Origin of the sequence: Streptomyces poriticola, assembly GCF_036689765.1 — a bacterium.
In the GTDB taxonomy this organism is placed as follows: domain Bacteria; phylum Actinomycetota; class Actinomycetes; order Streptomycetales; family Streptomycetaceae; genus Streptomyces; species Streptomyces poriticola.
On sequence record NZ_JBAGKH010000001.1, the window covers coordinates 155405 to 175308 of the forward strand.

A 19904-nucleotide genomic window follows, 5' to 3' on the forward strand; every position below is an offset into this window, starting at 1 on the left:
TCCGAGTGGAGGCCCGCTCCACCTCACGCACCCGTCCAGCACCACCCGCACCAGGAGGCACCCAGCGATGCCGGTCCCGCAGCTCAGCGACGAGCACCGCGGCGAGGAGATCCTCGCCGTCCTCGACACCGCCTTCGGCGAGCTCCTGGCCGCCGACCCGGCCGCGTTCCGCGTGAAGTTCCGGAGGATGGCGGCCTCGCCCTTCGCGTTCTACCGGGGCACGGCGTCCCTCTTCTACCACGACCTGGACCCGGACCGGCGCGGCGGGCCGTACCTGGACGAGCGGACCAGCCGGGTGTGGATCCACGGCGATCTCCACGCGGAGAACTTCGGCACGTACATGGACTCCACCGGCCGCCTGATCTTCAATGTCAACGACTTCGACGAGGCCTACGTCGGCCCCTTCACCTGGGACCTCAAGCGCTTCGCGGCCTCCGTGGCGCTGATCGGGTACGCCAAGGCGCTCTCCGACGAGCAGATCACCGAGCTGGTGCGGATCTACGCGGGCGCGTACCGCGAGCGCGTCCACGCCCTGGCCACCGGTGCCAAGAGCGACGAGGTGCCGCCGTTCTCCCTGGACACCGCCCAGGGCCCGCTGCTGGGCGCGCTGCGCACGGCCCGCTCGCTGACCCGCTTCGGGCTGCTGGACTCGATGACGGAGATCCGCGACTTCGAGCGCCGCTTCGCGGCCGGCGGCGGCTCCATCGAGCTGGACGCGGCCACCCGGTACAAGGTGCTGGCGGCCTTCGACGGCTATCTGGAGACGCTTCCGGAGTCGTCCCTGGCCCGCCCGGACTCCTACCGCGTCAAGGACGTCGTCGGCCGGCGCGGCATCGGCATCGGCTCCGCCGGGCTCCCGTCGTACAACATCCTCCTGGAGGGCAACAGCGACGCCCTGGAGAACGACGTGGTGATCTACATCAAGCAGGCCCAGACCCCGGCGGTCTCCCGGCACCTCACCGACCAGGCGATCCGCGACTACTTCCAGCACGAGGGCCACCGCACGGTGATCTCCCAGCGCGCCCTGCAGGCGCACGCCGACCCGTGGCTGGGCTGGACCGAGCTGGACGGCGCGGGTCAGCTGGCCGCCGAGGTGTCGCCGTACGCGGTCGACCTGGACTGGAGCGACATCGACGACCCGGAGGAGATCGCCGAGGTCGTCGCCGACCTGGGCCGGGCCACGGCCGCGATGCACGCGGCGGCCGACACCACCTCCGGCGAGTCCCTGGTGCCGTTCTCCACCGAGCGCGCCATCGACGCGGCCATCGCCGCCGACGAGGACGGCTTCGCCCCGCTGCTGGTCGACTTCGCCCACGGCTACGGGGCACGCGCGCGTGCGGACCACCAGATCTTCGTCGACCTGTTCCGCAACGGCCGGATTCCGGGTCTGTAACGTCGGCCACGCACAGGAACCCTTTAGAGGTCTTTTACGGGCCTCCGTGACACACTCTCTCTTCGGTATGGACATATCCCGGACCCCGCTCAGAGCCGTACGCGCGGCGCTGTTCACGGCACTGGTCGTGACGCTCAGCGCCGCGTCGCACGTGCTGCTGTCCGGGGTCCCGCTGCCGCTGGCCACGGTCGCCGTCGTCGTCGCCCCCGTGTTCCTGCTCGCCTACGCCCTGGCGGGTCGCGAGCGCTCCTTCGGGCGGATCGCCGCCCTGCTGATCCCGCTGGAGCTGGCCGCCGACACGGTCTTCACCACCGGCCAGCACGTCTGCTACGGCCGGGCCGGCGGCCCCGTCGCGGGCCCGCTGCGCTCCGTCGGCCTCGATGTGCTGTGCGGCGACGGCACGGGCGTCCACGCGGGCGTCACCGCCCCCTTCGCCCGGGTGACCGGCGCCGAGACAGACCGGCTCGCCGCGCTGCTCGCCGAGGCCGATCCCGGTACGGCCTGGCTGCTGCTCGCCGCCCACATCGGCGTCGGGCTGCTGGCCGCGGCCTGGCTGGGCCGGGGTGAGCGGGCGCTGGCCCAGCTGCTGCGGGCGGTCGCCGCGACCACCTTCCGGCCGCTGCTGCTCGCGGTCGCGGCGGTCGCCACGGGGCCGGCCCCGGCGGTCCGCCGTCCGGTCCGGCCGGTCCGCCGCACCGCCACCGCCCGCGACCGGATCCTCATCCACTCCCTGGGACGCCGGGGACCACCGCGCCCGGCCGCCGCGGCCGCCTTCGGGTGACCCACCGAGCGCGACACGTCCCCCTATTCGACCTTCCGCACACCCCGGTGTGCACGTCCCACGGAGATCCTCACCATGAGCAAGCGAAACAGCCAGGCGGCGAAGACGGCGGCGCGCGAGCGGCTGCGCCAGGAGCGCGAGCGCCAGGCCAAGCGCGACAAGGCCAGGCGGCAGATCATCGTCGCCGGCTCGGTCGTCGGCGTCCTCGCCCTGGCCGGCGGCATCGGCTACGCGGTCGTCCAGGCGAGCAAGCCCACGGGCTGGGAGAAGGCCGCCGAGGCCGAGGTGGTCGCCCCGGCCAACACCTCCGGCAAGAACGGCAGCACCGTCCTCCTCGGTGACTCCGAGACCGACAACGTGGTCCACCTCTACGAGGACCCGCGCTGCCCCGCCTGCGCCTCCTTCGAGCAGACCGTCGGCGAGAGCGTCAACAAGGGCATGGAGGACGGCACGTACAAGCTGTCCTTCACGATCGGCACCTTCCTGGACAACAACCTCGGCGGCGAGGGCTCCAAGAACGCGCTCAGCGCTCTCGGTGCCGCGCTGAACGTCAGCCCCGAGGCGTTCATCGACTACAAGGAAGCGCTGTACTCCGCGGAGCACCACCCCTCGGAGTCGACCGACGAGTTCGCCAAGGACGACTACCTGATCAAGGTGGCGAACACGGTGGACGCCCTCAAGGACAACAAGAAGTTCCAGGACGCGGTGGAGAACGGCACCTACGACGCCTGGGCGATGCGGATGAGCCAGTCCTTCCAGGACACCAAGGACGTCGAGTCGACGCCGACTCTCAAGATCAACGACAAGGTGATCAAGAACCCGGGCACCGTCGCCGAGTGGGAGAAGGCACTCAAGGACGAGGGCGTCACCAAGTGATCCCCCTCGGACGGTGACGCCGTAGCGAAGCACGGCACAAGAGCGGGCGAATTTTTGCGAGTTCGCCCGCTCTCAGGTCATACCGATCAGTAACATGATCGTTCGTGACCAGTCGATACAGATCATCAGAGAGAGCCCATCCGGCCAACTCCGTTCCCCCCAGCCGCCGTTCGGTCGTCAAGGCCGCGGCGGCCACTGCTGTGCTGGCCGCACCGCTCGCCGGTGCGCTGCCCGCCAACGCCGCCTCCGCGGCCCCGGCCTTCCTGCACGGTGTCGCCTCCGGCGACCCGCTGCCCGACGGTATCCTGCTGTGGACCCGCGTGACGCCCACGCCGGAGGCCATACCGGGCTCCGGTACCGGGCCGGACACCGAGGTCGGCTGGGCCGTCGCCACCGACAAGGCGTTCACCCGCGTCGTCGCCCGAGGGGCCGTCACCGCGACCGCCGACGCCGACCACACCGTCAAGGCCGATGTGCGCGGCCTGGCACCCGCCACGGACTACTTCTTCCGCTTCTCCGCCGGCGGCACCGACTCCCCCGTCGGCCGCACCCGCACCGCGCCCGCCGCCGACGCCGACGTGGCGGGCCTGCGCTTCGGAGTGGTCTCCTGCTCCAACTGGGAGGCCGGCCACTTCTCCGCGTACCGGCATCTCGCGGACCGCGGCGACCTGGACGCCTGGCTGCACCTGGGTGACTACATCTACGAGTACCCCACCGGCAACTACGGCACCCGCGGCACCGTCGTCCGCCCCACCGAGCCCGCCCACGAGATCCTCACCCTCGCCGACTACCGCGTCCGGCACGCCCACTACAAGACCGACCCCGATCTGCAGGCGCTGCACGCGGCGGCGCCCGCCATCACGATCTGGGACGACCACGAGATCGCCAACGACAGCTGGTCGGGCGGCGCCGAGAACCACACCGAGGGTGCCGAGGGCACCTGGGCGGACCGTCAGAGTGCCGCCAAGCGGGCCTACTTCGAGTGGATGCCGGTCCGCCCGGCCATCGCCGGCACCACCTACCGCAGGCTCCGCTTCGGCAGGCTCGCCGACCTGTCGCTGCTGGACCTGCGCTCCTACCGCTCCCAGCAGGTCGGCATCGGCAACGGAGACGTCGACGACCCGGACCGCACCCTCACCGGCCGGGCCCAGCTGGACTGGCTGAAGGCAGGCCTCGCCTCGTCCGACACCACCTGGCGGCTGGTCGGCAACTCGGTGATGATCTCGCCGTTCGCCGTCGGCTCGCTCCCCGCCGAGCTGCTCAAGCCGCTCGCCGGACTGCTCGGGCTGCCGAAGGAGGGCCTGGCCCTCAACACCGACCAGTGGGACGGCTACACGGACGACCGCCGTGAGCTGCTGGACCATCTCAAGGCGCACGCCATCGGCAACACGGTCTTCCTCACCGGCGACATCCACATGGCCTGGGCCAACGATGTGCCGTTCAAGGCCGGTACATACCCGCTGTCCCGCTCGGCCGCCACCGAGTTCGTGGTCACCTCGGTGTCCTCCGACAACCTCGACGACCTGGTGAAGGCGCCCGAGGGCCTGATCTCCGCGGTCGCCTCGCCGGTCATCCGCGCGGCCAACCGGCACGTCCACTGGGTCGACACCGACCGCCACGGCTACGGCGTACTGGACGTCACCGCCGAGCGGGCGCAGATGGACTACTACGTGCTGTCCGACAAGACGGACCGGGACGCGTCCTCGTCCTGGGCCCGCTCCTACCGCACCCGCAGCGGCACGCAGAAGGTGGAGCGCACCTACCGCCCGGTCTGAGGCCGCTCCTCCCGATCAAGGGAGTCCCCCTCCAGGGAGTCCCGCTCCAGGGAGTCCAGGAAGCCGAGTGCCACCCGCCAGGTGGCCTCGGCGGCCTCCGCGTCATGGTCCGGCAGGTCGGGGTCGGTGAAGAGATGGCCGGCCCCGGGGTATCTGAACACCTCGACATCGGCCCCGGCCCGGCCCATCTGCAGATACCAGGCGCTCAGCCAGTCGTCGGTCTCGAAGGCGTCGGGCTCGGCGACATGCAGCTGGACGGGCAGGTCGTCCACCGAGGCGTTGTGCGCGATGTCCGAGGTGCCGTGGAGCAGCAGCAGGCCGCGCGCCCGGTGGTCGCCGAGGGCCAGGGTCTGCGCGATCGAGGCGCCGAGCGAGAACCCGGCGTACACCAGACCGCGTTCCGAGTAGGGGGCGGCGGCGAGCACCGCGCGCTTGAGCAGCTCCTCCCGGCCGACCTGCTCGTGGAACTCCATGCCCTCCTCCACCGTGCCGAACGTCCGGCCCTCGAAGAGGTCCGGGGTCCACACCTGGTGACCGGCGTCACGCAGCCGGTCGGCGGCCTGCCGGACCGCGGGCCGAAGGCCGTACGTCGAGTGGAAGAGTACGATGTCCATGAGGCCATCGTGCCAGCCGCGTCTGACAACGCGAGCCCCACCCCAGGCCGCTATGTCCGCAATGTCACATGTTCAGCGGCGCCGGTGCCGGTTACGTTCGAAGGATGGAGACCATACTCCGCCCGCTGACCGTGGTCGGCGGCTCGGTCGTACTGACGCTGCTCATCGGCTGGGCCACCGACCTGTTGCTGCGCAAGGCGGACGCACGCCATCCGGAGACGCCCCTGTGGGGACTGCTGCGCCGGGCCCGCGTCCCGTACCAGCTCGCGCTCTGCGCGGCGCTGCTGCGGGCCAGCTATGTCGAGGCCGGGCTGTTCCCCGACCACCGCACCGCCATCGGCCGGACGCTCACGCTGGTGCTGATCGGCTCGGTGGCCTGGCTGGTCGTCCGGATCGCCTCGGCCGTCGTGGAGACCTCCTACTCCCGCTACGCCCAGGCCAACGCCGACCGCGACCCGGCCCGGGTGCGGCGGGTGCGCACCCAGGTGACGCTGATCATGCGGGTGGTGTCCGCCGTCGTCGGCGTGGTGGCGGTGGCCGCGATGCTGCTGACGTTCCCGGAGATGCGCGCGGCCGGTGCCTCGCTGCTGGCCTCCGCCGGCATCCTCGGCATCGTCGCCGGTGTCGCCGCGCAGTCCACCCTCGGCAATCTGTTCGCCGGGCTGACGATCGCCTTCGGCGACCTGGTGCGGATCGGGGACACCGTGGTGGTGGACGGTGAGTGGGGCTCCGTCGAGGAGATCACCCTGACCTTCCTGACCGTGCGCACCTGGGACGAGCGCCGGATCACCATGCCGGTGTCGTACTTCACCTCCAAGCCGTTCGAGAACTGGTCGCGGGGCGGTCCGCAGATGACCGGCACCGTCTTCTGGCATCTGGACCACTCGGCCCCGCTGGACGAGATGCGCGAGCGGCTCCGGGACATCGTGCGCGAGTGCCCGGCCTGGGACGGGCGGGCCCAGAGTCTGTGCGTCACGGACACCACTCCGACCACCATGCAGGTGCGGGCCCTGGTGACCGCGAAGGACGCCGACGACGTCTGGACGGTCCGGATCCGGGTGCGCGAGGAGATGCTGCGGTGGCTGGCCGCCGAGCACCCCTACGCGCTGCCCCGGGTCAACGCGGCGGACGCGGTCCTGCCGCCGGGCCGCGACGACGGCGGCACGCCCCCGCTCGACCGGGGCGGCCGGCCCGCGCCCGGCCCGGGTGACCGGCCCGTCCTCGACCAGGGCGACCGGTCCGCACTCGACAAGGCGGTGCGCCGCTTCCCGGACCAGCCGGCGAAGGGCCTCTGACCGCCGGCGGGTCCGGCGATCGGCCCGCGCAGGCCCCGGCAGTACCAGGGACACAGGGACGGCGGTGCCGACGGCGTCCAGGGCCGGCGCCCCCGTAAGGCTCGGTGATCACCGGGCAGGTCTCGGGCTCGCCATGTCACCCGCCCGCCGGTGCGTTCGGCAGCGGCGGCCACAGTGTGCGGCGCATCGCGCGGTGCGGCATGCCCGCGTCGGCGAACTCCGGTCCGTACGCCACGTAGCCGAGTCTCTCGTAGAAGGCCAGTGCGTGGGTCTGTGCATGCAGGTCGACGGCGGCGAGCCCGCGTGCGCGTGCCGCGTCCTCGATCGCCCGCACCAGCGCGGCACCCACGCCCAGCCCCCGGGCGGCGGCGGTGACGGCGAGCCGCCCGAGAGACCCGACGGCCGGGTCACCTCCGGTTCTGGCCGCGGACGCCGCCCCGTGCAGCAGCCGGCCGGTGCCCAGCGGCACCCCGTCCGCCCGGACCGCCAGGACGTGCACGGCGGCGGCGTCGTGGGCGTCGTACTCGATCTCCTCGGGGACGCCCTGCTCGGCGACGAACACGTCCTTGCGGACGGCGAAGCACGCCTCACGGTCGGCGGGGTCCTCGGCGACCCGCACCTCGTAGGCCCCGGCGCTCATCCGTAGGTCTCCTCCCGGACCCGGTCCAGGGCCTGCTGGAGGTCCTCGGGGTAGTCGCTGGTGTACTCCACCCAGTCGCCGCTGCCGGGGTGCTCGAAGCCGAGGCGGACGGCGTGCAGCCACTGGCGGGTGATGCGCAGCCGCTTGGCGAGCGTGGGGTCGGCGCCGTAGGTCAGGTCGCCGACGCAGGGGTGGCGGTGGGCGGCCATGTGGACGCGGATCTGATGGGTGCGGCCGGTCTCCAGCTTCACGTCCAGCAGGGAGGCGGCGCGGAAGGCCTCGACCAGGTCGTAGTGGGTCACGGAGGGCTTGCCGTCGGCGGTGACCGCCCACTTGTAGTCGTGGTTCGGGTGCCGGCCGATGGGGGCGTCGATGGTGCCGCTGGTGGGGTCGGGGTGGCCCTGGACGAGGGTGTGGTAGCGCTTGTCGACCGTGCGCTCCTTGAACTGGCGCTTGAGCGAGGTGTACGCCCGCTCCGACTTGGCGACCGCCATCAGACCGGAGGTGCCCACGTCCAGGCGGTGCACGATGCCCTGCCGCTCGGCGGCGCCGGACGTCGAGATGCGGTACCCGGCGGCGGCCAGTCCGCCGATCACGGTCGGCCCGGACCAGCCCGGTGACGGGTGGGCGGCGACGCCGACCGGCTTGACGATCACGACGACGTCCTCGTCGTCGTGGACGATCTCCATGCCCTCGACCGGTTCGGCCACCACCTGCACCGGCGCGGGCGCCTGCGGCATCTCGACCTCCAGCCAGGCGCCGCCGCGGACCCGCTCGGACTTGCCGACCACCGATCCGTCGACCTGCACCTTGCCCGCCGCGGCAAGCTCCGCGGCCTTGGTACGGGAGAAGCCGAACATGCGGGAGATGGCGGCGTCGACGCGCTCGCCCTCCAGGCCGTCGGGCACGGGCAGGGTACGGATCTCGGGAAGCGTGCTCACCCGTCGAGTATGCCGGACGGGTCCGACAGCGCCGCACGGGCGGTCGTCGGGCCCGGCGGTCGCCCGCCGGTGACCCCGCGGTCAGTCCTTGTGGACGGTGCCGTCGGGGTCGAGGCCCCTGAAGGACAGCAGCACGATCAGGATGCCGCCGCAGACGATCGCCGAATCGGCGAGGTTGAACACGGCGAAGTGCTTGGGCGCGATGAAGTCGACGACGGCGCCCTCGAAGACGCCGGGCGAACGGAAGATCCGGTCGGTGAGGTTGCCCAACGCGCCACCGAGCAGCAGGCCCAGCGCGATGGCCCAGGGCAGGCTGTACAGCTTGCGGGCCAGCCGGGCGATCACGACGATCACCACCGCAGCGATCGCCGTGAAGATCACGGTGAATGCCTCGCCGAAACCGAAGGCGGCGCCCGCGTTGCGGATCGCCTCGAACTTCAGCCAGTCGCCGATGATCTCGATCGGCTCGTGGTGCTCCAGCTCCGCCACCACGATCATCTTGCTGATCAGGTCCAGGGCGTAGGCGAACCCGGCGACCGCGAAGAGCACGGCGATACGGCGCTTGCCCCGGGGCCGCTCGGCCGTGCCGTCGGCGACGTCCGCGCCCTCGGGGCCGTCCGGGGCCGCACGGCCGGCCGGATCGCCGGGCTCACCGCCCTCGGCGCCGGTGCCGGTCGCTTCGGCCGTGGGCTCGCCGGCCGCGGCCGGTGCCTCGTCGGCGTCCGGCCGCCGCTGCCCGTCCCCGGCCGCGCCCGGGGTGTCCGGCGTACCGATGATGCGCTCCGCCTCTGCCACGTGAGTCCCTCAACCTAGGTACCTGACTGAGGACGAGGGTACGGCACGCCTTCCACCCCGCACTCCCGCAGGCAGGCATCCGTGGCCGGGCCGGTCAGTAGCGGCGCTCCTGCTTCTGCTTGCAGGCCACACACAGGGTGGCCCGCGGAAATGCCTGCATCCGAGCCTTCCCGATGGGGTTGCCGCAGTTCTCGCAGAGCCCGTAGGTGCCCGCGTCCAGCCGCTCCAGCGCACGCTCGGTCTGGATGACCATCTCGCGGGCGTTGGCGGCGAGCGCCAGCTCGTGCTCGCGCGTGATGTTCTTGGAGCCGGTGTCGGCCTCGTCGTGGCCCGCGCCGTCCCCGGAGTCCCGCATCAGGCCGGCCAGCGACCGCTCGGAGGAGTCGATCTCGGCGCGCAGCCGGGCCCCCTCGGACTGCAGCTCACCGCGCGCCGCCTCGACCTCTTCCGGGGTCCACGGGTCCTCACCGGGGCGCACCGCGAGGTCGCCGGGCTCCGCCGCGGTGCCTCGCGCCTTCGGAACGGCGGTCTTGGCCGCCGTGGCCGTGCCAGGAGTCTTCTTCGCAACCACGTCCGTGGCTCCCGTCTGCTCCGCGGCCTGCGCCGCGCCCACCTTCTTGGCCCTGCTCTTCCGACCCGCCGCCTTCGCGGCGACACGCTGCTCACCGGCCCCGGCGGCGACCGCCTGCCCGGCCGCGGCCGTCTCCCCGGGCGTTCTCTTGGCCCGGGCCTTACCCCCGGACGCCTTCTCGGCCGGGGCCTTCACCCCGGGTGCCTCTCTGACCGCAGCCTCCTCCGCGGGCGCATCCGTGACCGCAGCCTCCTCCCCGGGTGCGTTCCTGGCCGCAGCCTTCTCCCCGCGTGCCTTCGCCGCTGTCTTCTTCGCCGCGGGCTTCTTCGCTTCGCTCTCCTCCGCCGCGGTCTTCGCCTTCGCGGCCTTGGCCGAGGTCTGCTCCGGGGCTGTCCTCTTCGCCGCGGTCCCCTCCCCTGCCGTCTGCGCCGCCAGGGCCTTCTCCCCGGCCGCCTTCCTCGCCGGGGCCTTCCTCGGCGCGGTCTTCTCCCCTGCTGCTGCTTTGGTGGGCGCGGCCTTCTCCGCTGCTGCCCTCTTGGCCGCCGCCTTCTTCACCGCGGCCTTCTTGGCTGCGGTCTCCGCCGACTTCTTCTCCGGAGCCCGCTGAGCGGCCGCCTTCCTGGCGGCTGGTTTCGCGGCCGACCGCTTCCCGGCAGCGGCCTTCTCGGCCGTCGTCTTCTTGGTGACCGCCTCCTCGGCCGGTGTCGTCCCTGCGGTTGCCTTCTTGGCCGCCGGCCCCTTGGCGCCCGGCGTCTCCGTGCTCCTCGCGACGGTCGTCCTCTCGGCTGCGACCTTCCTGGCCACGGCCTTCTCCTCCGCGGACTTCCTGGCGGCGGCCTTCTTCGCGGTGGACGTCCCGGCCGTCACCGGCCCGGACGTCGCGCTCCCCGCCGCGCGCGACCGCGCAGAACCCGCCGTCCCCGCCGTCGTGACCTTCGTGGCCGTCTTCTTCCCGGAGGGCACCGCCGCGGAGCCCATGGCCTTCCTGCCGCCCACCCCCTTGTCGGAGGCGCGGGCACGGGTGGGCCTGCCGGACGCCGACTGCTGTACGGCGGTCTTCTTCGCCACCATGCCGCGGCCCCTTCACATATTGTGATCTTGCGCGCGAATCGTGCTGGGACGATAAATCGACTCGAGTCCCGCGGCAACGGGGCACACCGCCCGATTCGCTCGCCTCGCGCACGCCGCGCGGCCAACCTGCATCCGTTGTGCCCAGCTCCCCGCCGGGTAATCCGCCGAGCTCCACCACCCGGATCCCGCGGACCCGCGCCGCGCCATTCGGGGCACGGCACGCCGTGCGGCGCCCGGAGCCGGGCGGGCGGGAAAAACCTGTCGGCCGCTGTCCGTCCGGCGCCGTACACTGGGCGGAGCGAAAAGCGTGGATGGGGACGAGTAGCGGCGTAGGCAGCCCAGAGCGACCCGGGGACGGTGGAAGCCCGGGGGCGAGCGCGACGTGAAGATCACCCCGGAGCCGCCGGAAGAAAGCCGCGGAGGACCCTCCGCAGCGAGTAGAACCGGCCTCGCGACCCCAATGAGGGGGCTCACCGGCGCACCCGCCGCACCGGGAGCCAAGGAGGGTGGTACCGCGGGAGCACTGCTCTCGTCCCTCCGACGGAAGGCAGCACGTCCGCCGGAGGAAGCCCGTTGAATCCGCAGCCGCAGTACCGCCAGGTGCCCGCCCAGGTCGATCTGCCCGCGCTCGAGCACGCGGTGCTCGACTTCTGGCGCGAGCAGAAGATCTTCGCCAAGAGCCTCGACCAGTCCGCAGGCCGCCCCGAGTGGGTGTTCTACGAGGGTCCGCCCACCGCCAACGGCATGCCGGGCGCCCACCACATCGAGGCCCGCGTCTTCAAGGACGTCTTCCCCCGCTTCCGCACCATGCGCGGCTACCACGTGGCCCGCAAGGCCGGCTGGGACTGCCACGGCCTGCCGGTGGAGCTGGCGGTGGAGAAGGAGCTGGGCTTCTCCGGCAAGAAGGACATCGAGGCCTTCGGCATCGCCGAGTTCAACGCCAAGTGCCGCGAGTCGGTGCTCCGCCACACCGACGCCTTCGCGGAGCTGACGACCCGCATGGGCTACTGGGTCGACCTCGACGAGGCGTACGTGACGATGGAGCCCGAGTACATCGAGTCCGTCTGGTGGTCGCTGAAGGAGATCTTCAACAAGGGGCTGCTGGTCCAGGACCACCGCGTCGCCCCCTGGTGCCCCCGCTGCGGCACCGGCCTGTCCGACCACGAGCTGGCCCAGGGCTACGAGACGGTCGTCGACCCGTCCGTGTACGTCCGCCTCCCGCTGACCTCCGGCCCGCTGGCCGGCGAGGCCGCACTGCTGGTGTGGACGACCACGCCCTGGACGCTGGTGTCCAACACCGCCGTGGCCGCCCACCCCGAGGTGACCTACGTCGTCGCCACGAACGGGGAGCAGAAGCTCCTCGTCGCCGAGCCGCTGGTCGCCAAGGCGCTCGGCGAGGAGTGGGAGACCACCGGCCAGACCTTCACGGGTGCCGAGATGGAGCGCTGGACCTACCAGCGCCCGTTCGAGCTCGTGGAGTTCCCCGCCGAGGCCCACTTCGTGGTCAACGCCGACTACGTCACCACCGAGGACGGCACCGGTCTGGTCCACCAGTCCCCCGCCTTCGGTGAGGACGACCTCAAGGTCTGCCGCTCCTACGGCCTGCCGGTGGTCAACCCGGTCCGCCCGGACGGCACCTTCGCCGAGGACGTCCCGCTGGTCGGCGGCGTGTTCTTCAAGAAGGCGGACGAACAGCTCACCGCCGACCTGGACGCGCGCGGGCTGCTGTTCCGGCACACCCCGTACGAGCACAGCTACCCGCACTGCTGGCGCTGCCACACCGCACTGCTCTACTACGCGCAGCCGTCCTGGTACATCCGCACCACGGCCGTCAAGGACCGTCTCCTCGAGGAGAACGAGAAGACCAACTGGTTCCCGGACACGGTCAAGCACGGCCGGTTCGGTGACTGGCTGAACAACAACGTCGACTGGGCGCTGTCCCGCAACCGCTACTGGGGCACCCCGCTGCCCATCTGGCGCTGCGAGGACGGTCACCTCACCTGCGTCGGCTCCCGCGCCGAGCTGACCGGGCTGACCGGCACCGACCAGTCCGACCTGGACCCGCACCGCCCGTACATCGACGACGTCACCTTCGGCTGCCCCGAGTGCGGCGGGACGGCCACCCGCGTGCCGGAGGTCATCGACGCCTGGTACGACTCCGGCTCCATGCCGTTCGCGCAGTGGGGCTACCCGTACAAGAACAAGGAGCTGTTCGAGTCCCGCTACCCGGCGCAGTTCATCAGCGAGGCCATCGACCAGACACGCGGATGGTTCTACACGCTCATGGCCGTCGGCACCCTCGTCTTCGACAAGTCGTCGTACGAGAACGTCGTCTGCCTGGGCCACATCCTCGCCGAGGACGGCCGCAAGATGTCCAAGCACCTGGGCAACATCCTGCAGCCGATCCCGCTCATGGACCAGCACGGCGCCGACGCGGTCCGCTGGTTCATGGCGGCCGGCGGCTCCCCCTGGGCGGCCCGCCGGGTCGGCCACGGCACCATCCAGGAGGTCGTCCGCAAGACCCTCCTCACCTACTGGAACACCGTCGCCTTCCAGGCGTTGTACGCCCGCACCTCGGGCTGGGCGCCCAGCGGGGCCGACCCTGCCCCGGCCGACCGCCCGCTGCTGGACCGCTGGCTGCTGTCCGAGCTGCACGCGCTCACCGACCAGGTCACCCGGTCGCTGGACGCCTACGACACCCAGCGCGCAGGCAAGCTGCTGTCCGCGTTCGTCGACGACCTGTCGAACTGGTACGTGCGCCGCTCCCGGCGCCGGTTCTGGCAGGGTGACAAGGCGGCGCTGCGCACCCTGCACGAGGTCGTCGAGACGGTCACCAAGCTGATGGCCCCGCTGACCCCGTTCATCACCGAGCGAGTCTGGCAGGACCTGGTCGTGCCGGTCACCCCCGGCGCTCCGGAGTCGGTGCACCTGTCCTCCTGGCCGGAGGCGGACCTCACCGCCATCGACCCGGAGCTGTCGAGACAGATGGTGCTGGTGCGCCGCCTGGTGGAGCTGGGCCGCGCCACACGTGCGGAGTCGGGCGTCAAGACCCGCCAGCCGCTGAGGCGCGCGCTGATCGCGGCGGCAGGCTTCGACAGGCTCTCTCCCGAGCTGCACACGCAGATCACCGAAGAGCTGAACGTCGAGTCGCTGGCGTCGCTCAGCGAGGTCGGCGGCAGCCTGGTCGACACCACCGCCAAGGCCAACTTCCGCGCGCTCGGCAAGCGGTTCGGCAAGCGGGTCCAGGACGTGGCCAGGGCGATCGCCGGTGCCGACGCCGCGGCGCTCTCCCTCGCCCTGCGCGACGGCACGGCGTCGGTGGAGGTCGACGGCGAGACGATCACCCTCGCCCCGGACGAGGTCATCATCACCGAGACCCCGCGCGAGGGCTGGTCGGTGGCGTCGGACTCGGGCGCCACGGTCGCGCTGGACCTGGAGATCACGGAGGAGCTGCGCCGCGCGGGCCTGGCCCGGGACGCGATCCGCCTGATCCAGGAGGCCCGCAAGAACAGCGGTCTCGATGTCGCGGATCGCATCGCGCTGCGCTGGACGGCGACCGACCCGGCGGTGAACGCCGCGCTGACCGACCACTCGGCGCTGATCGCCGACGAGGTCCTCGCGACGGACTTCGCGCGGGGCGAGGCGGACGACACCTACGGCGGCTCGTTCACCGACGAGCCGCTGACCCTGACCTTCCGCCTCCGCAAGGCGTAGCCCACAGGGACAGCCCCGAGGGCCCGGCTCTCCCCCTGGAGGCCGGGCCCTCGGGGCTGTTGCGACCCGCCGACCCGGCGTCGGCAGGGTACCTCCCTCCAGTGGGTGCGCCACCGTCGCCCGCCGGCACGCCTTCCCGCGGACGGACGGCAGCACAAGGGCGGGCCCCGGGTGTGAAACCCGGGGCCCGCCCTGAACGCTGCCGACGGCTACGCCGTATTACACCTCAGTTGTCGTCCTCGTCGATCAGGAACCCGCGCATCGGCGAGGGAGCCTGCCCCATCGGCGACGGTCCCTGCGGACGCACCGGCGCCATCGGCTGGGTCATCGCCGGGGACATCTGCTGCTGGCCGCCGCCGTAGGACGGACCGGACGACGACTGGCCCGGACCGCTGCCCATCGACTGGTTGCCGCCGTAGGACGGGGAGCTCGCACCGGCCGGGGCCATCGAGGGCGCCGGGGACGGCGGGAGCGAGGCGGTCGCGGGCGTGCGCGGCGGGGCCAGCGAGTCGTCGGCCTGGGTCTCCAGCTGGCGCAGCTGCGACTCCAGGTAGGACTTCAGCCGCGTACGGTACTCGCGCTCGAAACCGCGCAGATCCTCGACCTTGCGCTCCAGCGTGGCGCGGGCGGACTCCAGGGAGCCCATCGCGACGCGGTGCTTCTCCTGCGCGTCCCGCTCCAGGGCGTCGGCCTTGGCACGGGCGTCGCGCTCGAGGCCCTCGGCACGCGAACGCGCCTCACCGACGATCTTGTTGGCCTCGGAACGGGCCTCGGCGATCGCCTGGTCGGCGGTCTGCTGGGCCAGCGAGAGAACCCGCGCGGCGCTGTCGCCGCCGGGGCCGCCCTGTCCGGGCAGGCCACCCGGACCACCGGGACCCTGCGGGCCGCCCATGGGGCCGCCCATCGGACCGGGACCCATCTGGCCCTGCATCGGACCCGGGCCCTGGCCCATCGGCCCCGGACCCTGGCCCATCGGGCCGGGACCCTGCGGGCCGCCCTGACCGCCGGGGCCGGCGGGCAGCTGCGGGGCGCCGCTCGGCAGCTGCGGCGGGCCACCCATGGGGCCGCCGTGCTGCTGCGGCGGGCCCGATATCCCGGCGGGCACCGGAGCGCCCGGACCTCGCATGCCCTGCTGAGGCATACCACCCTGCTGAGCCATGCCACCCTGCTGAGGCATGCCGCCCTGCTGTCCCTGCTGCGGCCCGTCCTGCTGCTCCGGGGGCCCCTTGCGCATGTTCTGCTGGTTCTGCGCGGCCGCGCGCGTGGCGGCGGCCAGCTTGGCGCGCAGGTCCTCGTTCTCGCGGAGCAGACGGGTCAGCTCGGCTTCGACCTCGTCGAGGAAGGCATCGACCTCGTCCTCGTCATAGCCTTCTCGGAGGCGGACGGTCGTGAACTGCTTGTTCCGCACGTCCTCGGGGGTCAACGGCATCTCTTCACCTCAACGTTGTCGTCGGCATTCGGCAAGCCCGTAGTTCTCTCATCGCTCACAGCCGGCTCACGATCGAGATCAGGATGTAGACGATGATGATCAGGACGAAGAAGGACAGGTCGAGCGCCACGCCCCCGAGACGCAGCGGCGGGATGAACCGCCGCAGAAGCTTCAGCGGTGGATCGGTGACAGTGTAGGTGGCCTCCAGAACGACCACCATCGCCTTGCCGGGTTGCCACGAGCGGGCGAACTGGAAGACGTAGTCCATGACCAACCGGAAGATGAGCACGATGAGGAAGCACATCAGCGCGATGTACACGACATCCAGAAACACGCTCATGATCTGTGCTTCCCTCTCCCCTGATCCTTCTTCTGGACCGGCTCCCCGATCCGCGCTCTCACCGGTGGTGCGTCTCAGCTCTGGTTGAAGAACCCGCCCTCTGCGATGCGGGCCTTGTCCTCCGCCGTGACATCGACGTTAGCAGGAGACAACAGGAACACCTTCTGCGTCACCCGCTCGATACTGCCGTGAAGACCAAACACCAAACCGGCCGCAAAGTCGACAAGTCGCTTCGCATCTGTGTCATCCATCTCAGTGAGATTCATGATCACCGGAGTGCCCTCGCGGAAGTGTTCCCCGATGGTACGGGCCTCGTTGTAGGTCCGGGGGTGAAGTGTGGTGATCCGGTAGGGCTCTCGTTCGGACACGACCTTGGGCATGATGACCGGTGCGCTCTTTTCCAGGCTTGCGCGTTCTTGTGTGATGGATGCCACGGGTGCGATACGCGCCGGACGCCCGGGTTCCGCGGTCAGCGACGCGGATCGGGACACCGGCTCGCGCGGTGCGTGAGAGGGCATGACCCGTACCTCTTCGTCCCTTTGGGACTGATGTGCACCATGTGCACCGTGGGACTGATGCGGCGGCTCGTGACGGCGGTGGTCCCGCTCGGGCTCCGGGTCCAGCTCCGGTTCGAAGTCGTCGTCGGGGTCGAACCCCCGGCCGTCGTACCCATCGTCCTCCACGAGGCCGAGGTAGACCGCCATCTTGCGCATCGCGCCGGCCATGCTCTGAGTCCTCCGCTCTGTGGTGGATCGGCTGACGACTGCCAACTGCCTGCGATCCACGAGGTCGTTGCGTCCGCCTTTCGACGGTAATGACCATATTTTCTGCTGTGGTCCGACTTCTTGGCGACGTTACCCGAGCCTGGGGCGGACTCCGAGTACCGCGGTGCCGACGCGCACATGTGTCGCTCCGGCCGCCACGGCCTGTTCGAGGTCCGTACTCATCCCTGCAGAGACCATGTTCGCAGCAGGATGGGTTCGGCGCAGGTCGGTCGACAAATCCACGAGGTGCTCGAACGCCGCCTGTTGGCGCCCCGCGTACTCCCCGCTCAGCGGAGCCACTGTCATCAGTCCGCCGAGCCGCAGCCCCGGCGATCCGGCGACGAGGTCGGCCAGCTCTTCGATTCCGCCGGGCGCCACGCCTCCGCGCTCCCCCCGGCCGCTCACCGAGGCGTCGAGGGCGACCTGGATCAGGCAGCCGACCTCGCGTCCGGCCCGCACGGCCTCCTTGGACAGAGTTGTGACAAGCCTGGAACGATCCACGGACTGCACGACATCGGCATAACCGACCACACTGCGCACCTTGTTGGTCTGCAACTGACCGACAAAATGCCAGGAAAGGGGCAGATCCGAGCAGGCTGCGGCTTTGGGGGCGGCGTCCTGGTCCCGGTTCTCGGCGACGTGCCGCACCCCGAGCTCGGCGAGCATCCGCACGTCGTCGGCCGGGTAGGTCTTGGTGACCACGATCAGGGTCACGTCCTCGCGGGCGCGTCCCGCCGCCGCACAGGCGGCGGTGATCCGCTCCTCCACCTTCGCCAGGTTTCCGGCGAGTTCGTCCTTACGGTCCGTCATGCCCCATCAGTCCAGCCAGACATAGCCCGCGAGCCGCCCGGTGGTGCGGTCGCGGCGGTACGAGAAGTGGTCCTCCGACTCCAGCGTGCACACCGGGGAATGCGCCCGGTCGCGCACGCCGAGGCGCATCAGCTGCGCGTGCACCCCGGCGGTCACATCGACCGCGGGTGTGCCCCAGCTCGTCTCCGCGTACGCCGCCGGCTCGACGGCGGCCACCTCGGCGCGCATCCGCTCCGGCACCTCGTAGCACCGGCCGCACACGGCGGGTCCGGTGCGGGCGGTGATCCGGGCGGGGTCGGCGCCGAGTTCCACCATGGTGCGTACGGCGGCGGGGACGACGCCGGCGGCCATGCCGGGCCGGCCCGCGTGGGCCGCCGCGGCGATGCCGGCGACGGGGTCGGCGAGCAGGACGGGTACGCAGTCCGCGGTGAGCACCGCGAGGGCGAGCCCCCGCTCGGCGGTGACGACCGCGTCGACCCGCGGGGCCGGGCGCTCGCCCCAGGGTCCGTCGACCACGGCGGCATCCGCTCCGTGCACCTGGTTCATCCAGACCACCCGGGCCGGGTCGAGACCGAGGGACTTGGCCGTCAGCTCGCGGTTGGTCCGGACGGCCCCGGGGTCGTCGCCGACCGCGCCGCCGAGGTTGAGCTCCTCGTACGGAACGGCGCTCACCCCGCCCCACCGGTCGGTGAAGGCGAAGTGCGCGCCGCTCACGGTGTCGCGCTGTCCTATCACTTCAGGAAGTCCGGCACATCCAGTTCCTCGGCCGCGCTGTCCGAGTAGCTCCGCGACGACGGGACCGGGGGCGGCGGGGCGACCGGCGGCAGATCGGCGGCGGGCTCCGGCGCCGGCGGCTCGGCCTGCTCCTCCTTGGGCTTGACGCTGCCGAGCGAGCCGAAGGACGGGCGGCTCTCGGTCTGGCGGGCCGGGGTGGACTCCTCACGCTTGGCCGAGGAGGCGCCGAGGACGTTGTCCCGCTTGGCCGGCGGCTGGCCCCCGTCGAAGCCGGCCGCGATCACCGTGACCCGGACCTCGTCGCCGAGGGCGTCGTCGATGACCGCGCCGAAGATGATGTTGGCCTCGGGGTGGGCGGCCTCGCTGACCAGCTGGGCGGCCTCGTTGATCTCGAACAGGCCGAGGTCGGAACCGCCGGAGATGGAGAGCAGCACCCCGCGGGCGCCGTCGATGGACGCCTCCAGGAGCGGCGAGGAGATGGCCATCTCGGCCGCGGCCACGGCGCGGTCGTCGCCACGGGCCGAGCCGATGCCCATCAGTGCCGAACCGGCCTCGGACATGACCGACTTGACGTCGGCGAAGTCGAGGTTGATCAGGCCCGGGGTGGTGATCAGGTCGGTGATGCCCTGCACACCCGAGAGCAGCACCTGGTCGGCGGACTTGAACGCGTCCAGCACGCTGACCTGGCGGTCCGAGATGGACAGCAGCCGGTCGTTGGGGATGACGATGAGGGTGTCGACCTCGTCGCGGAGCTCGGCGATGCCGTCCTCGGCCTGGTTCGCGCGGCGCCGCCCCTCGAAGGTGAACGGGCGCGTGACCACGCCGATGGTGAGGGCACCGAGCGAGCGGGCGATGTTGGCCACGACGGGTGCGCCGCCGGTGCCGGTGCCGCCGCCTTCACCGGCTGTCACGAAGACCATGTCGGCCCCCTTGAGGACCTCCTCGATCTCCTCGCGGTGGTCCTCGGCGGCCTTGCGGCCGACGGCCGGGTTGGCTCCGGCGCCGAGTCCGCGGGTGAGTTCGCGGCCGACGTCCAGCTTGACGTCGGCGTCGCTCATCAACAGTGCCTGTGCGTCCGTGTTGATGGCGATGAACTCGACACCCTTGAGACCGACCTCGATCATCCGGTTGATGGCATTGACACCACCGCCGCCGACACCGATGACTTTGATGACTGCGAGGTAGTTCTGCGGTGCTGCCACGTCGAAGGCCTCTCGCCTCGAGTTACGTGTCGCCGGACCGTCGGGGCACTGCTGCCTCGCGAACCGACGACTGATGCCGAATGGGACGGTCCGTAGCGCCGACCCGAACCCTAACGCTGAAGTTTAGGGTTACCAGTGTGTCTGTTCCTTGGAGTCTT

At 71.4% G+C, this 19904-nt stretch carries 17 protein-coding genes; 6 read left to right on the forward strand and 11 right to left on the reverse strand.

The features are described 5' to 3' along the window. Positions 1 to 67: 67 nt before the first annotated feature. The 4 genes from V5O46_RS00665 (at position 68) to V5O46_RS00680 (ending at position 4825) form a co-directional block, all read left to right on the forward strand. Complete coding sequence (locus V5O46_RS00665; protein WP_332882357.1) at positions 68 to 1393, forward strand: DUF2252 domain-containing protein; 1326 nt, start codon at positions 68 to 70, stop codon at positions 1391 to 1393. Positions 1394 to 1460: 67 nt separating this feature from the next. Next, positions 1461 to 2174, forward strand: a complete 714-nt coding sequence (locus V5O46_RS00670) for a hypothetical protein (RefSeq protein ID WP_332882358.1) — start codon at positions 1461 to 1463, stop codon at positions 2172 to 2174. 75 nt (positions 2175 to 2249) lie between these two features. Then, complete coding sequence (locus V5O46_RS00675; protein ID WP_332882359.1) at positions 2250 to 3050, forward strand: DsbA family protein; 801 nt, start codon at positions 2250 to 2252, stop codon at positions 3048 to 3050. Positions 3051 to 3154: 104 nt separating this feature from the next. Further along, positions 3155 to 4825, forward strand: coding sequence for an alkaline phosphatase D family protein (locus V5O46_RS00680; RefSeq protein ID WP_332882360.1), 1671 nt, complete (start codon positions 3155 to 3157; stop codon positions 4823 to 4825). Here the strand turns inward: V5O46_RS00680 and V5O46_RS00685 are convergent. Continuing rightward, positions 4810 to 5439, reverse strand: a complete 630-nt coding sequence (locus V5O46_RS00685) for a dienelactone hydrolase family protein (RefSeq protein WP_332882361.1) — start codon at positions 5437 to 5439, stop codon at positions 4810 to 4812. The genes V5O46_RS00680 and V5O46_RS00685 overlap by 16 nt on opposite strands. A 104-nt stretch (positions 5440 to 5543) precedes the next feature. Here V5O46_RS00685 and V5O46_RS00690 point away from each other — a divergent pair, with 104 nt between their 5' ends. Then, complete coding sequence (locus tag V5O46_RS00690) at positions 5544 to 6734, forward strand: mechanosensitive ion channel family protein (protein WP_332882362.1); 1191 nt, start codon at positions 5544 to 5546, stop codon at positions 6732 to 6734. Positions 6735 to 6870: 136 nt separating this feature from the next. On the opposite strand, the gene V5O46_RS00695 is transcribed toward V5O46_RS00690, so the two are convergent. The 4 genes from V5O46_RS00695 to V5O46_RS00710 all read right to left on the reverse strand — a co-directional run bounded on the left by V5O46_RS00695 (position 6871) and on the right by V5O46_RS00710 (position 10752). Further along, positions 6871 to 7374 (reverse strand): GNAT family N-acetyltransferase, encoded by a 504-nt coding sequence (locus tag V5O46_RS00695; RefSeq protein ID WP_332882363.1) that lies wholly within the window; start codon positions 7372 to 7374, stop codon positions 6871 to 6873. Then, the gene (locus V5O46_RS00700) at positions 7371 to 8315 is read right to left on the reverse strand and encodes an RluA family pseudouridine synthase (protein WP_332882364.1); all 945 of its coding nucleotides are present in this window, start codon (positions 8313 to 8315) and stop codon (positions 7371 to 7373) included. The genes V5O46_RS00695 and V5O46_RS00700 overlap by 4 nt, the downstream gene beginning before the upstream one ends. An 81-nt stretch (positions 8316 to 8396) precedes the next feature. Then, positions 8397 to 9110 (reverse strand): signal peptidase II, encoded by a 714-nt coding sequence (gene lspA / locus V5O46_RS00705; protein ID WP_332882365.1) that lies wholly within the window; start codon positions 9108 to 9110, stop codon positions 8397 to 8399. A 94-nt stretch (positions 9111 to 9204) separates the two neighbouring features. Next, positions 9205 to 10752 carry a TraR/DksA family transcriptional regulator gene (locus V5O46_RS00710; protein ID WP_332882366.1) on the reverse strand — a complete coding sequence of 516 codons (1548 nt, stop codon included), beginning with the start codon at positions 10750 to 10752 and terminating at the stop codon, positions 9205 to 9207. A gap of 573 nt (positions 10753 to 11325) precedes the next feature. Here V5O46_RS00710 and ileS point away from each other — a divergent pair. Beyond that, positions 11326 to 14466, forward strand: a complete 3141-nt coding sequence (ileS, locus tag V5O46_RS00715) for an isoleucine--tRNA ligase (RefSeq protein WP_332882367.1) — start codon at positions 11326 to 11328, stop codon at positions 14464 to 14466. A 226-nt stretch (positions 14467 to 14692) separates the two neighbouring features. On the opposite strand, the gene divIVA is transcribed toward ileS, so the two are convergent. The 6 genes from divIVA to ftsZ all read right to left on the reverse strand — a co-directional run bounded on the left by divIVA (position 14693) and on the right by ftsZ (position 19746). Beyond that, positions 14693 to 15895, reverse strand: coding sequence for an apical growth/hyphal branching protein DivIVA (divIVA, locus tag V5O46_RS00720; protein WP_332882368.1), 1203 nt, complete (start codon positions 15893 to 15895; stop codon positions 14693 to 14695). A 55-nt stretch (positions 15896 to 15950) separates the two neighbouring features. Further along, positions 15951 to 16235, reverse strand: a complete 285-nt coding sequence (locus V5O46_RS00725; RefSeq protein ID WP_332882369.1) for a YggT family protein — start codon at positions 16233 to 16235, stop codon at positions 15951 to 15953. 74 nt (positions 16236 to 16309) lie between these two features. Continuing rightward, entirely contained in the window at positions 16310 to 16960 is a 651-nt protein-coding gene (locus V5O46_RS00730; protein ID WP_332882370.1) for a cell division protein SepF, read from the reverse strand. Between the two features lie 129 nt (positions 16961 to 17089). Further along, complete coding sequence (locus V5O46_RS00735; RefSeq protein ID WP_332882371.1) at positions 17090 to 17809, reverse strand: YggS family pyridoxal phosphate-dependent enzyme; 720 nt, start codon at positions 17807 to 17809, stop codon at positions 17090 to 17092. Between the two features lie 6 nt (positions 17810 to 17815). Then, complete coding sequence (gene pgeF / locus V5O46_RS00740; RefSeq protein ID WP_332882372.1) at positions 17816 to 18544, reverse strand: peptidoglycan editing factor PgeF; 729 nt, start codon at positions 18542 to 18544, stop codon at positions 17816 to 17818. Beyond that, entirely contained in the window at positions 18541 to 19746 is a 1206-nt protein-coding gene (gene ftsZ / locus V5O46_RS00745) for a cell division protein FtsZ (protein ID WP_332882373.1), read from the reverse strand. The genes pgeF and ftsZ overlap by 4 nt, the downstream gene beginning before the upstream one ends. Between the last annotated feature and the right edge of the window lie 158 nt (positions 19747 to 19904).